At 63.4% G+C, this 14,242-nt stretch carries 14 protein-coding genes; 7 read left to right on the top strand and 7 right to left on the bottom strand.

The window, feature by feature from the left end; genetic code table 11:
• Window positions 1-837 carry a hypothetical protein gene (locus RHO23_RS17495; protein WP_064410444.1) on the top strand — a complete coding sequence of 279 codons (837 nt, stop codon included), beginning with the start codon at window positions 1-3 and terminating at the stop codon, window positions 835-837.
• 8 nt (window positions 838-845) lie between these two features.
• On the opposite strand, the gene RHO23_RS17490 is transcribed toward RHO23_RS17495, so the two are convergent.
• From RHO23_RS17490 to RHO23_RS17480, 3 genes are all read right to left on the bottom strand, one after another.
• Window positions 846-1,037: a hypothetical protein gene (locus RHO23_RS17490; RefSeq protein WP_046256038.1), complete on the bottom strand. Its 192-nt coding sequence runs from the start codon at window positions 1,035-1,037 to the stop codon at window positions 846-848.
• A gap of 447 nt (window positions 1,038-1,484) precedes the next feature.
• Complete coding sequence (locus RHO23_RS17485) at window positions 1,485-1,922, bottom strand: hypothetical protein (RefSeq protein ID WP_064409667.1); 438 nt, start codon at window positions 1,920-1,922, stop codon at window positions 1,485-1,487.
• A gap of 59 nt (window positions 1,923-1,981) precedes the next feature.
• Window positions 1,982-4,009 carry a prolyl oligopeptidase family serine peptidase gene (locus RHO23_RS17480; protein WP_064409666.1) on the bottom strand — a complete coding sequence of 676 codons (2,028 nt, stop codon included), beginning with the start codon at window positions 4,007-4,009 and terminating at the stop codon, window positions 1,982-1,984.
• A 78-nt stretch (window positions 4,010-4,087) separates the two neighbouring features.
• Between RHO23_RS17480 and RHO23_RS17475 the strand changes: the two genes are divergently transcribed.
• Genes RHO23_RS17475 through RHO23_RS17455 form a run of 5 tightly spaced genes read left to right on the top strand, consistent with a single transcriptional unit; the run spans window position 4,088 to window position 8,282 of the window.
• Entirely contained in the window at window positions 4,088-4,366 is a 279-nt protein-coding gene (locus RHO23_RS17475) for a putative holin (protein ID WP_030096352.1), read from the top strand.
• Window positions 4,359-5,120: a hypothetical protein gene (locus tag RHO23_RS17470; RefSeq protein WP_064409665.1), complete on the top strand. Its 762-nt coding sequence runs from the start codon at window positions 4,359-4,361 to the stop codon at window positions 5,118-5,120. The genes RHO23_RS17475 and RHO23_RS17470 overlap by 8 nt, the downstream gene beginning before the upstream one ends.
• Before the next feature lie 38 nt (window positions 5,121-5,158).
• Window positions 5,159-6,556, top strand: a complete 1,398-nt coding sequence (gene lpdA / locus RHO23_RS17465; RefSeq protein ID WP_046256037.1) for a dihydrolipoyl dehydrogenase — start codon at window positions 5,159-5,161, stop codon at window positions 6,554-6,556.
• A 54-nt stretch (window positions 6,557-6,610) separates the two neighbouring features.
• Window positions 6,611-7,750 (top strand): SMI1/KNR4 family protein, encoded by a 1,140-nt coding sequence (locus RHO23_RS17460; protein WP_423488096.1) that lies wholly within the window; start codon window positions 6,611-6,613, stop codon window positions 7,748-7,750.
• Between the two features lie 31 nt (window positions 7,751-7,781).
• Complete coding sequence (locus RHO23_RS17455) at window positions 7,782-8,282, top strand: beta-class carbonic anhydrase (RefSeq protein ID WP_423488095.1); 501 nt, start codon at window positions 7,782-7,784, stop codon at window positions 8,280-8,282.
• Between the two features lie 3 nt (window positions 8,283-8,285).
• On the opposite strand, the gene RHO23_RS17450 is transcribed toward RHO23_RS17455, so the two are convergent.
• Genes RHO23_RS17450 through RHO23_RS17435 form a run of 4 tightly spaced genes read right to left on the bottom strand, consistent with a single transcriptional unit; the run spans window position 8,286 to window position 13,590 of the window.
• Window positions 8,286-9,614 carry an NtaA/DmoA family FMN-dependent monooxygenase gene (locus RHO23_RS17450; RefSeq protein WP_064409663.1) on the bottom strand — a complete coding sequence of 443 codons (1,329 nt, stop codon included), beginning with the start codon at window positions 9,612-9,614 and terminating at the stop codon, window positions 8,286-8,288.
• 9 nt (window positions 9,615-9,623) lie between these two features.
• Window positions 9,624-10,805, bottom strand: coding sequence for a GNAT family N-acetyltransferase (locus tag RHO23_RS17445; protein ID WP_423488094.1), 1,182 nt, complete (start codon window positions 10,803-10,805; stop codon window positions 9,624-9,626).
• Window positions 10,802-12,061: an acyl-CoA dehydrogenase family protein gene (locus RHO23_RS17440; protein WP_423488093.1), complete on the bottom strand. Its 1,260-nt coding sequence runs from the start codon at window positions 12,059-12,061 to the stop codon at window positions 10,802-10,804. Before RHO23_RS17440 ends, RHO23_RS17445 begins: the two co-directional genes overlap by 4 nt.
• Window positions 12,058-13,590, bottom strand: a complete 1,533-nt coding sequence (locus tag RHO23_RS17435; RefSeq protein ID WP_423488092.1) for an APC family permease — start codon at window positions 13,588-13,590, stop codon at window positions 12,058-12,060. Before RHO23_RS17435 ends, RHO23_RS17440 begins: the two co-directional genes overlap by 4 nt.
• Before the next feature lie 231 nt (window positions 13,591-13,821).
• Between RHO23_RS17435 and RHO23_RS17430 the strand changes: the two genes are divergently transcribed.
• Window positions 13,822-14,241: a MerR family transcriptional regulator gene (locus RHO23_RS17430; RefSeq protein ID WP_030096361.1), complete on the top strand. Its 420-nt coding sequence runs from the start codon at window positions 13,822-13,824 to the stop codon at window positions 14,239-14,241.
• The last annotated feature ends 1 nt before the right edge of the window (window position 14,242 follow it).

Below are 14,242 nucleotides of genomic sequence, written 5' to 3'. Positions count from 1 at the left end.
ATGCGATTCCTGTTCGCGGTCCTGCTGTGGCTGCTGACCACTGCCGCGCTGGCTCTGACGGTGACGGCGGCCTGGACACAGTCCCGGATTGTCGATGAGAACGGCTATGTGGCATTGACCGCGCCGGCGGCTGACGACCCGAGGGTGCAGCGGGCGATTGCCGGGGAACTCACCACCCAGATCGTGTCGCTGGGAAAGAAGCAGGGCTCGCGTGTCAACGAGACCCAGGTCGCGGAGTTGACCGCCACGTACACCGGTGGCCCGCAGTTCCGGGCGGACTTCGCTTCGGTGAATCGGATGGCACACCAGTGGTTGTTCACGAACTCGAACTCGGCGCAACGTGATTCGCAGGGCAGCTGGCAGATCGATGTGGCGCCCATGATCAAGAGCCTGGTGCCGCAGGGGCTTTCCATCAAAGCGCCGGAGACACTGAAGGTCTCGGTCACCGACGACAACCTGGCAGGTCTGACGCCGGGTCGTTTGGTGCCGGTGGCGCGCTTCGGTCAGCTTGCCGTGTGGATATCCTTCGGTTTGACCCTCGTCCTCGCGGGGCTGACTCAGTTGGCGGTCCGTAGCCGCGCCAAGGGCCTTGTCGGGCTTGGCATTTCGGCACTACTGGTGGGCACGGCCGGGTGGGCGGGGCTGGAGATCGGGCGGCGCTACCTGGATCGGCCATTGAGCCGGGTCAACGACAATCTGCGCGATGTTGCCGACAGCCTGGTCACCCAGGCAATCGGCAATGCCCACCACTGGCTGAGCCTCACGATGGCGGCCGGTGGCCTGGTGATTGTGGTGGGTGTGGTGTCGGGGCTGGTGGGCGGTTTGTTGCGGCGCTGACGTGAACGTCAGGCGGCGTGTGCGTCGCGGATGCGCTGCACGTCGTGCTCCACGCAGCCGACACGTTCGGCGGCGTCACTGACGGACAGCCGACGATCCAGCAGGATGTCTAGCTCGGTGGGCGAAAACTCTGGCTCGGTATCCCACGGAGCACGGTCCCACCCGTTCTCACTCAAGCCGATGAACAAGTCGTTTCTCATCGTGCACCTCACGGCAATCTGGCTCCAACTACCGACGATCTGTAAGCGCTGCAATGCGCTCGCCTCATGTCGGTCAATAACTACGGCCCGCCAGGCAACTTTGCCAAGGCCAATAATTCAGCTAGCTACCAAGCTAGCCGAGCACACCTAACGGCAACAACCCGCGACGGTCACAGATAGGTCTCGATTTCGGTAACGGCGTCCGATGGCACGGTCCCATCCCTCAATTTTCCCCCGCCTCTGAACTGGGAAATTAAGAATCGAATCCTATAGTGCTTGCAGTAGTTAGCACCTGTGAGCTGCGGTTTTGCGATCGGGTGGAGTGGTGGTTGACGAGGCGAAAAAGCTATCGAGCAAACTGCATGCGTGTCAGTGCGTGATTCGCTGATGCTTGTCTGGCTGGGTGGCGTGATTTGCGAGACTGTCGCCATCGTTAAGTGACGTGGGTCATGACAGGCGCACGGTCACCATGCTTTCGGTGGCGGCGGCCCTGTCGATATCGGACTGGTTGAGGCTGCCGTCCGCGTTGCGCCGCACGTTGTGGTACTTGGCATCGCGCGGCACTCTGTGCAGCAGGTCGGCCAGTGGCCCGGCGATCTGGGGGCCGGTGGACAACTCGGCAGTGCCATCGAGCCGCTTGCCGCGCACCAATGCGGTGACGGGGCGCCCGTCGCGCAAGTTCTTGGCCCATGCCCTGTCGGTGAAGACAGTCAGTACATCGCCGTCGCGAATGTAGGTGGCGGCCACGTTGTACTCCTTGCCGCTCTTGCGTCCGGTGAAGGTGAACAACGCGATGTTGCCGCTGAGCACAGGGTGCAGCGGACTGCGGAGCAGGCCCCTGACCATCTTGTTGACCCATGGTGGAACGGTGTTGGATTCGCTCATGGAGCCATTGTCTGCTCCGCCCACCGCGGCCGCATCGGGGATCGCCCTGAGATTTCGGGTCAGGGTGTGAGCTGGCGCCAGAGGAACTCGATGGCCAAGGCCGCCTTGAATGCCGACTGGTCGTTATTGGCCGCACCGCCGTGGCCACCCTCGATGTTCTCGTAGTACCAGACCGGTTGCCCGGCCTCTTGTAGCGCGGCGGTCATCTTGCGTGCATGCCCTGGGTGGACGCGGTCATCGCGGGTCGAGGTGGTCACCAGGACGGGCGGATAGCGCTTCTCGGGCGAAATATTCTGGTAAGGAGAGTATTTAGAGATGAACTCCCAATCATCGGGATTGTCCGGGTCGCCGTACTCGGCCACCCAGGAGGCGCCGGCAAGTAGCAGGTGGTAACGCCGCATGTCCAGCAGTGGCACCTGGCACACCAGCGCGCCGAACAGCTCCGGGTATGCCGTGAGCATCACGCCCATCAATAGACCGCCGTTGCTGCCTCCCTGTGCGCTCAACTGTGCCGCGGTGGTGATGCCCCGCTCCACTAAATCCCTTGCAACAGAGGCGAAGTCTTCATACGCCAGATGACGTCCTTCGCGCATTGCCTGGGTGTGCCATACCGGACCGTACTCGCCGCCTCCGCGGATGTTGGCCAGCACGTAGGTGCCGCCGCGAGACAACCACAGTTTGCCCAGCACGCCGTCATAGCCGGGAGTTCTGGAGACCTCGAAACCGCCGTATCCGCCGAGCAGGGTGGGTCCCGCTTCGGTGGATCCGCTGGGGCGCACGACGAAGTAAGGAATTGCGGTCCCGTCGTCTGACCGTGCGAAGTGCTGGGTCACGTCAAAGGAGCTGCCGTCGAAAAAGGACGGTGCCGATTTGATCGGGGATACCGAGGCCCCCGCAGTGCCTGCTGTGCCATGTAGCAGTGTGGACGGCTGGGTGAAACCCGATGTGTCAAGGAATATCTCATCGCCGAGGTCGTCGATCGCGACGATCTGCGTGGTGGCGTTGGAGGGCACACCACTTAGTGGTTCGGAGTCCCAGCTGCCCGGGGTAAACACCATGATCTCGCTGACCACGTCGCGCAGGATCACGACGGTAAGCCGTTCGCGCGTCCACGCGTAGTGGTGCAGGCTCGCATGCTCATCGGGAATGAACACCGGGGTGACGGTCCGGTCCCCGGCGAGGAAATCGGCATAGCGAGCGGCCAGCAGGGTCCCGGCGGAGTGCTCGGCGCCGTCCAACTGCCACGGCGACTTGAGTTCGACCAGGAGCCATTCGCGGTGCACCGACACCGAGGCATCGGTGGGGACGTCGATATGCAGCAGCTCGCCATCGACACTCAGCTCGTGTACTTCGGAGTTGAAGAAGTCGGTGGCCCGGCTGATCAGGGTGCGTTCGAAGCCGGGGGTGTCGTCAAAGCTCGCGCCCACCATCACATCCGAGGATTCGCCGCTGAAAACCAGTTCCGCATCATCGAGGGACTGTCCGCGCTTCCAGCGCTTGACCAGACGGGGATATCCCGAATCCGTGAGACTGTCGGGCCCGAAATCGGTGCCTACGAACACGGTATCGGCGTCGATCCAACCGATCTGAGTCTTGGCCTCGGGCAACACGAAACCGTCCGTCACGAACTGTCGTGTTTGCAGATCGAATTCGCGTACCACCACGGCATCGGATCCGCCGCGCGACAAGCTCACCAGCGCCCGGTTGAACTCGGGGCGTAGTGCCGTGGCACCCGCCCAGACCCAGTTCTCATCCTCGCTGACCGCCAGGGCGTCGAGGTCGATGATGACATCCCATTCGGGTTCATCGAGACGGTATTGATCCAAAGTGGTTCGCCGCCAAAGGCCACGGGCGTTGTTGGCATCGCGTCGGAAGTTATAGAGGAATTCGCCTCGCCGACGTACATACGGGATTTGTGCGTCGGTATTGAGAATGGCCAGCGCCTCGGCCCGCATTTGGTCAAAACGTGCACTGGAAAACTCGCCGGTTGTTATCGAGTTGTGTTCGCGTACCCAGTTCAGCGGCTCGTCGCCGCCGATGTCTTCGAGCCAGAGATGTGGGTCCAGGGAGCGGCGCGCCGACGTCATTTGAGCCAGTGTGCCAGTGATCGCAGTATGGTCGAAGGTGGCCCGGGGGCGGACAGAACACCGAGCAGGAGTTTTCTCGTGATACCACTGCCACGCGCGCAGGTTGTAGCCAGCGCGATGCTGCTGGGGATAGCAGTTGGACTTGTCGCTGGGATGTCTAGCGTGTTCATCGCGCACGAACCAGTGCGGCCCGACCTCTTCATCGGCGTTGTTGTCGCGGTACCGAGCTTGATCGGTTTCTTCATCTTGATCGCATCCACGCGTAAATGGATGACGGCTGCGGCGGCATTCGTGCTGGCGATTTCTCCCGGGTGGTTCGGGATTCTTGCGGCGATACAGGTGATTCACAGTGTCTGACAAAAATGCAGAAAACACCGTCGAAAAGACGAGCGCTGAAGCCGAGCTTGTGGACGACACGGAGAAGCCGAGCATCGTCGAGGGCGACCTGGCCGATCCGCTGGCCGTGCCGATCGATGGCGGTAGGACCAGAGACGGATTGGATACCGCCACCTTCACCGCGTTCTCGGCGTTCAAGGATGACGAAGACCTGGTGACCACCGGCCGCATCGACACCGATGCGTTGCCGCTGACCGCAGCGTTTGACGTCGCTAGCGACCGCACCGGCGCGATGCCGGTCACGTCGGCCGAATCGATGACGCCCGATCCCTACACCGGCGCGGTTCCGGTGCTCGCCGACGAACCGGCGAAGCCGGTACGGGTGCCCGCCGAACGGGAACCAGCCTTCCTGAAGCGCTGGGTATTGCTGTTGCTGTTGCTGGCGGTGTGGATTCCCGCCGGGGCGGTCGGACTGCTGCTGTACCAGCACTGGTTCGAGACGTTGTTGCCGAACGACCGGACGGTCGCGGTCACCTACGTTCTGATCTGGGTGTTTGTCTGCGTGGTGGTCGCGCTGCTGTTGGCCATGGTCGAACCGCTCCCCATAGTGGTCGCGCTCGCTTTTGCCGTGCTGACGGCGCCCGCGATCTCGGTGGCGGCCGCCGGTGTCAAGTACGGCTATGTGGCGTGCACCGCACCTTCGGTGCCCGGAGTTCAGTCACTGTGCCCGGAACCGCTGCGCAGTTGGGGCATTCAGTATCGAGACCGGGCTTGACGCTCCTCACCTGACATCGTCCTACTAGTGTGGAGCTCGTGACTGCACACTATGACGTCGTCGTTCTCGGAGCCGGTCCCGGTGGCTATGTCGCGGCTATTCGCGCAGCCCAGTTGGGCCTGACCACAGCCATTGTTGAGGAGAAGTATTGGGGCGGAGTCTGCCTCAATGTCGGATGTATCCCGTCCAAGGCGCTGCTGCGTAACGCGGAGCTGGCCCACATCTTCACCAAGGAAGCCAAGACATTCGGCATCAGCGGTGAGGCCACGTTCGATTTCGGTGCCGCGTTCGACCGCAGCCGTAAGGTCGCCGAGGGGCGTGTGGCCGGTGTGCACTTCCTGATGAAGAAGAACAAGATCACCGAATATGAAGGCGTGGGTACCTTCACCGATGCCAACACTCTGGCGGTCAAGAAGGCCGACGGCGCCACCGAGACGCTGACCTTCTCCAATGTGATCATCGCCACCGGTAGCAGTGTGCGGCTCGTGCCCGGGACGTCGCTCTCGGAGAACGTGGTCACCTACGAGAAGCAGATCATGACCCGCGAGCTGCCCGGATCGATCATCATCGCGGGCGCCGGGGCCATCGGTATGGAGTTCGCATACGTCCTCAAGAACTACGGCGTGGACGTCACCATCGTCGAATTCCTGCCGCGCGCGCTGCCCAACGAGGACGCCGAGGTGTCCAAGGAGATCGAGAAGCAGTACAAGAAGCTGGGCGTGAAGATCCTGACGGGCACCAAGGTCGAGTCGATCACCGACAATGGCTCGCAGGTCACGGTCAAGGTCAGCAAGGACGGGCAGGAGAGCGAGCTCGTCGCCGACAAGGTGTTGCAAGCCATCGGATTTGCGCCGAACGTCGAGGGCTTTGGCCTGGACACGACGGGTGTCGCGCTGACCGACCGCGGCGCGATCGCCATTGACGAGCGGATGCGCACCAATGTGCCGCACATCTACGCGATCGGTGACGTCACCTCCAAGCTGCAGCTGGCTCACGTCGCCGAGGCGCAGGCTGTTGTTGCCGCCGAAACCATCGCCGGTGCAGAAACATTGGAGCTGGGCGACTACCGGATGATGCCGCGGGCGACCTTCTGCCAGCCTCAGGTGGCCAGCTTCGGGCTCACCGAGGAGCAGGCCCGCGCCGAGGGTTACGACGTCAAGGTCGCGAAGTTCCCCTTCACCGCGAACGGCAAGGCGCATGGCCTCGCCGATCCGACCGGATTCGTGAAGCTGATCGCCGATGCCAAGTACGGCGAATTGATCGGCGGGCACCTGATCGGTCCCGATGTTTCCGAGCTTCTGCCCGAGCTGACGCTCGCGCAGAAGTGGGATCTGACGGTCAACGAGCTGACTCGTAACGTGCATACTCACCCGACGCTGTCCGAGGCGCTGCAGGAGGCGTTCCATGGACTCGCCGGGCACATGATCAACTTCTGATCTGTCGCGGGCCGGGGGGCCCGTCGTAATCTGCTGGCCGGTAGAGGGGGAAACGTGGCGGAACCAGTTGGAATGCACGCTTGGCGTGAACTACTCGACGCAATGATCGACAACAAGCAGCGGCATGCCTCGGTGGACGACGGACTGTATCCGGTGACCCACCCAAATCCTGGTGCCACTGAGGAACAACTTCGCGCTACCGAGGAACGGCTCGGCCGTCCGTTAGATCCGCAGTACCGTGAGTTCCTCGGTGTGGCTGATGGCTGGGAGAGCTACCACTTCAGTACGAACCTGTTGGGCACCAGCCATATTGGTGTCGGCGATCGCTGGGGTGAGACTGCTCGCACCATCGCGCAATGGTTTGATGAGACAGATACCGCCGAAGACTTGGGTGTCGCCGACGATTCGACCCAGTTCGCGCCGATCGCCGATACCGGCAACGGCTATGCCGGCTGCCTCTATCTGTACACCGGGCAGTCCGATGAAGCACGAGCGGGAAGTGTGTTCCGGCTCGACATCGATTCGCGGACGATGTGGCCGGACCTGTACTCGTATCTACATCACGAGAATCTTGAGCAGGGAATGTACCTGGCCGAGCAGGAGATGGGCCCGCATGCCCGAACCTGGGGGCGCGATATCCGCTCGTCACCACCGACGATGGCCGAGATCGTCGCGAAGCTTGCGGAGCTGACAGCGCTTGTCAAGTCCGTGACTCCTGCGCAGCGCCGTCCCGGCGCCAGTCAGTCCGAATTGAACTTGCTGGCAGCGCATCTCGGCGCCGCGCTGGATTCCGAACACCGGGAACTCCTGGCGGCCACTAATGGATTGACCAGCAGCTACATCGGCGAGGTGTTGTCCATAGGGCAGATCCTTGACGGGAGTCGTTGGCGGGAAGGAATTCTCAGCGCGCAGGAATTCCACGACGAACTCGAACGTCAAAGTGTGGCCATGTTCGGACCTCGAACGCGCGAGCGACTGTCGGTGCTGCAGATCGTGGGTTCGAGCTCCGCCGTACCCTTCGCTGTTGCGCCTGGCGAGCTACTTGCCGTCCGCCCGGACGGCGAGGTCCGCGGGTTGGTTCGCGATGCGATGTCCGAGTTGAACGGTGGTTGGCATCCGCCGTACGGCTGCGTCCGTGAGTACTTGTTGAGGGTGTGCGATCACATCTGGGATCAGACCGCTCGTAACCGTTGACCATGTATATGCTCGCGCGTAGCTTCGCGCCATGTCGACCACTGACGAGCTGCTGAACAACGCGCGGGCCTATGCGGCCCACTTCGACAAGGGTGATCTGCCGCTGCCGCCGGGCCGCAAGGTCGCGGTTGTCGCGTGCATGGATGCACGCCTGAATCCGTATGGTCTGCTTGGTCTTCACGAAGGTGACGCGCACGTCATCCGCAATGCGGGCGGGGTGATCACCGAGGATGAGATCCGGTCATTGGCCATCTCGCAGCGGCTGCTGGGAACCGAGGAGATCATTCTCATCCACCACACCGATTGCGGCATGCTGACCTTCACCGACGACGCCTTCAAACGTTCGATTCAGGACGAGACCGGTATCAAACCGCCGTGGTCGGCCGAGGCGTTCACCGATCTGGACGAAGACGTCCGCCAGTCCCTGGCGCGGATCAAGGCCAACCCGTTTGTCCCGTGGAAGGGCAGCGTGCGCGGATTCATCTACGACGTCAAGGACGGAACGCTGCGCGAAGTCGGCGCTGAGGATTAGTGCTCAGGCAAGCAGAGCGGGTGTACGCACCGGGGCGGGCCAGGGCAAGGCCAGGTGGTCGCGCAGCGTGGCTCCCGTGTATTCGGCGCGGAAGAGGCCACGGCGTACCAAGATCGGCACCACCTGTTCGGTGAACAGTTCGAACTGGCCGGGCAGGCCCGACGTGCTCAGAATGAATCCATCGGCCGCACCTTCGGTGAACCACCGTTCGATCTGATCGGCCACCTGTTCCGCGGAACCGACAAAGCGAGTGCCGAACGCGTTCAGGGTGCGGTAGAGGAACTCGCGAACTGTTGGATTGCCCACGGTGGCAAGGTGTTTGTATCCGGCGAGCGCGGTTTGATGGGTCTCGGTGCTGTCCGGGAACGCGGACGCGGGCACGGGACCGTCCAGATCGGCGCCGACGACGTTGACGTCCACTTCGAGGAGCCATCCCGCCTGATATTCGGGGATGAAGTGTTCGTACACAGTGCTTTCCGTGGCATGTGCTTCGGCCTCGGTGGAGCCGACAACGACGCCGAGAGACGGGGTGACCAAGGGTAGCGAGGACCGTCCGGAGGCGCGGGCCTCGTCGTGGAGCTGTCGATAGAAGCTCTTCGCGCGGTCGATATCGGTCTGCCCGGTGAAGACAACCTCAGCATGTTTGGCGGCGAACGCTCTACCTGTGGTGGAAGATCCGGCCTGAAAGATCACCGGCTGCCCCTGGCGGGAGGGTGTGACGCCCAGCGGGCCCTTGACCTTGTGGAACTCACCGTCGTGATTGGTCACGTGAATTTTGTTGACATCATTGTAGATTCCGGTCGCGCGGTCCTCGATGACGGTGTCCGCCTCCAGAGAATGCCACAGGGCCTTCACCACCTGAAGAGTCTCCTCGGCCAAACGGTAGCGCTCATCGTGCGGGAGGAAGCCACGCTCGCCGAAGTTGGCGGCGGCGGCCTGTGCGAAGCTCGTCACTAGGTTCCACCCGGCGCGTCCCGCACTGAGGTGGTCCAGCGATAGTAGTTGGCGTGCTAGGTGATACGGCGGTTGAAAGGTCGATGAGCCGGTGACGACCAAGCCGAGCCGTTCGGTGACGGCGGCCAGGTATGAGGTGGCCGTGAGTGGTTCGAAGTCCTCGGTGGACTTGTGCGCCCAGGTGGCCTCCGGGCCGAAGTTGAGGCCGTCGGCGAAGAAGATGGCATCGAACTTGGCCGCCTCGGCCGCTCTCGCGGTGGCGACCAGAGTATCGAGCTGATTCGCGGGACCGTTCCGCACGCCGGGAAGTCGCCACGCGCCGCCCGAGCGCACATTGCCGAAGGCAAGGAGGTGAAGTTGGCGAAGACCATCAGTCACAGTGCGCTCCTAGAAATTGGTACCGGCGAAAGGCTGTGCACCGGTGGAGAACAGGGCGTCGGCGGAGGTGATCGCCCCGGCGGACTGCGCGGACACCAGTCCGGCACGCGCCAGTTGCGTCCACGAATTTCCACCGAGATACACCGAGCCGAGGGCGGCGATATCGAGTGACACATCGGGGGTGTGTTGGGTACGCCGAACCTTGTCCGCGCCCACCGCGAACCTCGCCGAGTTATGTGGCAGCAGGTCGTCCTGTACCTCGATCACCACCGGTGCCGTGTCCGCATACGTGCGCGCTGCCAACGCCGCCTCGACATCGACAAGCCGGAGCCAGGTCTCGTCGCGGACGCCGGTGACCGTCACCGAGCGGGGATCGGTCACCAGGTGGGGGAGCGGGTCATCGATGGGGCGGGGGCCGATCTCGATGACGTCGACAAGGTCCAGATCCAGCAGGTGACCGACCAGCGCGCGGTAGGCGTCATCGCTGTGCGCGACAAGATCGTCGACGGAGATGGTGCGTGCGCTGCTGGTGAACCACTCGGCGGTGTCGCGCGGGCGGTATCTCACGTAGCCGTCCGGATGAGTGACCACATATGGCTTGCCCGGGGCGGACGCATCGATCAGCTCGTGTAGTCGCCACCATTGCGGTGGACGTGCCACCGCCCCGGTCCATGCCGCACGGTCGTAGATCGCGGCGAGCACCTCAGGTGACGCCGCCGCATCGAGCAGGGTGATCGAACGGGAGTCGGTGGGGCTCTGTGGCAGGGCCCGTCGCCGCTGAATGCGATAGGTCGCGCTACTGGTTGCCACCCCGTAGCCGAAGCGTCGGTATATCACCGCTTCAGAGGCGCGCAGGCTGGCCACGACCTCGCCTCGTCCCGCGATATCGGCGAGCTGTCGTGAGACCAAAGTGGTGAGGATTCCGCGCCGGGTGTGGGTGGGTAGCACGCCGATATGTGTGACTGCCGCGTGTGGAATGCGCGAACCACCGGGGACGGTGAGCCAGCTGGTGTAGGAATCGGCCCCGCCGACCAGCTCCGTGCCGTCGAATGCTCCCAAATAGCGCCCGGGTTCCAGCAATCCGTCGGTCGCGAGATCACCCAGGGGCGGCAGCCCGACCATGGCCCGCCAGAACACCGCGAAGGCACGCTCCCGCTCCTCGGAGGTCTGCAGGAAGCGGATGTCCGTCACGATTGCTTGCCCTGTGTCGCCTCGGCGAGGCGTCCCAGCCCGTTGAGGCTGCGCGGTGAGGGCCACTCACCGGTCAATAGATATCGGCCGATCTCGCGTTGCCGGTAGGGCAGCGGATCGTGGGTGGTGTGCGTGCGGGCGTTGCGCCAATAGATGTCCAGTCCAACGGAATTGGCCGTCGACCGAGCCCCTGTGGCCTGGAAGATGTTGTGCGTCACATCCAAGGCTACCTCGGTGGCGATGGACTTGGCCTGGTCAACGCGAACCGCCAGCGCACCCCACTGGTCCGCGGACAGTTCGTGTCCGGACGCCAGGGTCTGTTCGAACTCTCGGGTCACCGCATCGGCCAAGGCGATCCCGGCGGCCACCCCTGCGGACAGCCGCCCCAGCAGCTGCTGGTGGTACGGGTCCTCGGTGACCTCCGTGGAATGCGCCTCGGGCCATGGACGGCCCTTGTCCTTGATGTAGGTGACACCGGCGGAGAGTGCGCCCTCGGCGATCCCGAGATACAGGTGGACGAAGATCAACTGGCTGAACAACGCCCGCAGTCCGTCACGGAGCTCGCGGCGGTCACCGTACTCGTCAAGTCCGGTGAGCACCTCGTCGTGGCGTAGCAGCACATTGTCGAATTCGACGCTGCCGCTTGCGGTGAGACGCTGCCCGAGGTTGTCCCAATCGTCGTTGAACCGCAGGCCTTCCCGGTCGCGGGGGATGATCGCGTTGATCGGCTCCTGTTCGTAGAGCAGCACGGTGATCAGGTCGGCCACCGCGACCCCGGTGGCAAAGGTGCGCTTGCCGTTGACCAGGTATCCCTGCGCTATCGGGGTTACCGTGATGCCCGGATCGCGTGGATTGCTGACGCTGCCCTGGAACCAGCCGTGCTCGCCGACCCCGCGCGCGACGTGCTCGCGCTGGGCCGCAGACCCGAGGATATGGGTCCACACGCCGTTGGAGTAGTGGTAGACCAGCAGCTGGCCGATGGACCCGTCTGCCGCCGCGATGATCCGGCCGAGCTGCAGCGCCTGCGTCAGACTTCCTCCGGCACCACCGAATTCGTGGGCCGTGGCGAAGGACAGTAGCCCGTGCTCGCGCAACAGTCCGATCTCGGCGACGGGATTCTGGTTGGCACGATCTCTTTCCAGCGCGGTGGCTGCCAGTTGCTCGGCGGCGCGTTGGGCGACCCGCGTCCACGCGGCGAACTCGGTGTCGCCGACTCCCAGGTAGGCGCGGGTGAGCGAAGAGGCGACGGTGGTCATTTGACGAGAACTCCTGAATCAGCGGTTTTGGGTTCGGCGGCCGGCTCCTCGTGCAGGACTTCGAGGATGCCGAGCTCGGTCAGCCGTTCCCTCTCGGAATCGGAAAGTGTTTGGATGGAGCCGATCCGGGCCGCGACTTCGGGTCGCCGGGCTCGCAGGTACCAGTAGCGCAGCAGCCCGGCGAGCAGAATCGCGCCGAAGATGAGCGGCAGGATGTTGAACGGAAAAGCGGGGACCGGGTAGAAATTGCTGAAGATCACATACCCGATGGCCGAGGTGGCCGCTATCGACACCGCCAGCCGCGCGGGCGTGAGTGCTCTGATGCGGTACAGCCAGATCGGGGTGGCCACCACCACCAGCAGATAGCTGGTGAGAAAGCCCCAGTTGGCCACGTAGTTTCCGTACACGTCGAACACCAAGCGGCCTACCGAGCTGAGGGTGGCGGTGACGGAGAAGGCCGCCGCGATGATTCCGATAAGGAAGATGCCGGCGACAGGGGTCTTGTAGACGGGATGGACCCTGGCGAGTGTGGCTGGAAGCGCTCCCTCGTGGGCCAGGGTGAACAGCCCGCGCGCCGCAGAGTTGATGACGGCGGTGACGAACACGATGAACGCAATGGTCACCGCCAGGCTTATCGGGTAGATCGACCATGCCACACCGGAATTCGTAGCGACCTGGGGGAGTATCGCGCTGTCGCCGTCGATGTTCCGGAACTGCAGGATCTGCGGGTAGGTGGCCAGGATGTAGAGCACGCCGATGATCAGCACAACGCGCAGCAGCGAGCGGGCAATGGTGCGGTGCGCGTCGCGTGATTCGGCGCCGAGGGACGCCACGCTCTCGAATCCCGCATACGCACCGACCGCGGTGACCGCCGCGATGAAGGTGGTGCTGTTACCCAAGTTGGACAGCGACCACTGCTCGGTGTCGATGCGCCAGCCGTAGCTGACATACGAGGCCACAATGATGATCAAAATCAGTGCGGTGGCGATAATTTCGAAGACGAGCTCATATTTCGCGGAGATGGAGACGCCGCGGTAGGGCAGATAGACAGCGACCGCGACGACGACGGCGACCAGCGCGAGCTTGAAGAACGTTGCCTCCGAGTGGATTCCGATTGCGTCAAGGAAGGATTCGAAGTACAGCACGCCGCCGAGAGTCCCGGTGGTCGCGAAGGTGATGTATCCGATGAGCAGGCTGAATCCGGCGGCGTACGCGGCACCGGGGCCCAATCCATTGCCGGCATACGTGCCGAGCGAGCCCGAGGACACGGTCCGTTTGGCTTGAAAGCTGATGGTGGTGGCGATCAGGATCACCGCCACCAGGCCGATCACCGCGGCCCAGGCGGCACCCTTGCCGGCCGCTACGAACAGCGAAAACGGCACCGTTGCGACCGCGACACTGGGGGCTGCCGCTGCCAATCCCTGTGCGAAGACGCCCCAGGAGCCGACGGCGTCGCGCTCGAGGCCGTGAGATTCGGCGTTTTGAAGAGATCTGCCGTTGACGGTGAGCTGATGGGCGGAAGCGGACATGCGGATAGGCCTTCGTTTGGCGGGAGATGGGCTGAAACAGGCAGCGCGCAAACGAAATCGCGCGCCTACCTACAGTCCTGGGCCAAGCGCATGTTCCGATGGTGCGGCGGCATCGGGAAGGTGTCAACGGCCTCCGTGGCACCGTCGCTGGTACCAGCGCGGACTTTCGTGGCGCCCTGCGCGGAATCTCCACTTGACCTGGAGTTGACTCCAGGTTCTACCGTGGCTTTTGTGAGCACAAGTGAGCCGCAGAACGAGGGGTTCCCCATCTCGTACGTCGCCGAACGAACTGGCCTGTCGATTGATGCGTTGCGCTGGTTCGAACGGGAGGGACTGTTTCCCCGGGTGGCCAGGGACGCGGGGGGCCGCCGTCGCTTTCGCACCGATGACATCGAACGTGTCGAGCTGATGCTGCGGCTGCGCCGCACAGGTATGCCGGTGCGGGACATGCGCCGGTTCATCGAGTTGTTGTCGGGCGGTGCGGAGACACACGCCGAGCGTTTGGAGCTGCTGTTCGCGCAGCGTGTCCGAATCCTGGCCACGATGGAGCGGCTCACCGAGGACCTTGCGGTCGTTGATTTCAAGGTTGCGCACTACACGGAGTCGGTCAATGACGCCTCGGCTCAACCCGCCGGAGGAAAGAAGAACTGAC

Origin of the sequence: Mycobacteroides sp. PCS013 (genome assembly GCF_049532645.1) — a bacterium.
GTDB classification, from domain to species: Bacteria; Actinomycetota; Actinomycetes; order Mycobacteriales; family Mycobacteriaceae; genus Mycobacterium; species Mycobacterium gwanakae.
Note: the sequence above shows the minus strand (reverse complement) of the source record. Positions and strands in the feature narration are given on the sequence as shown.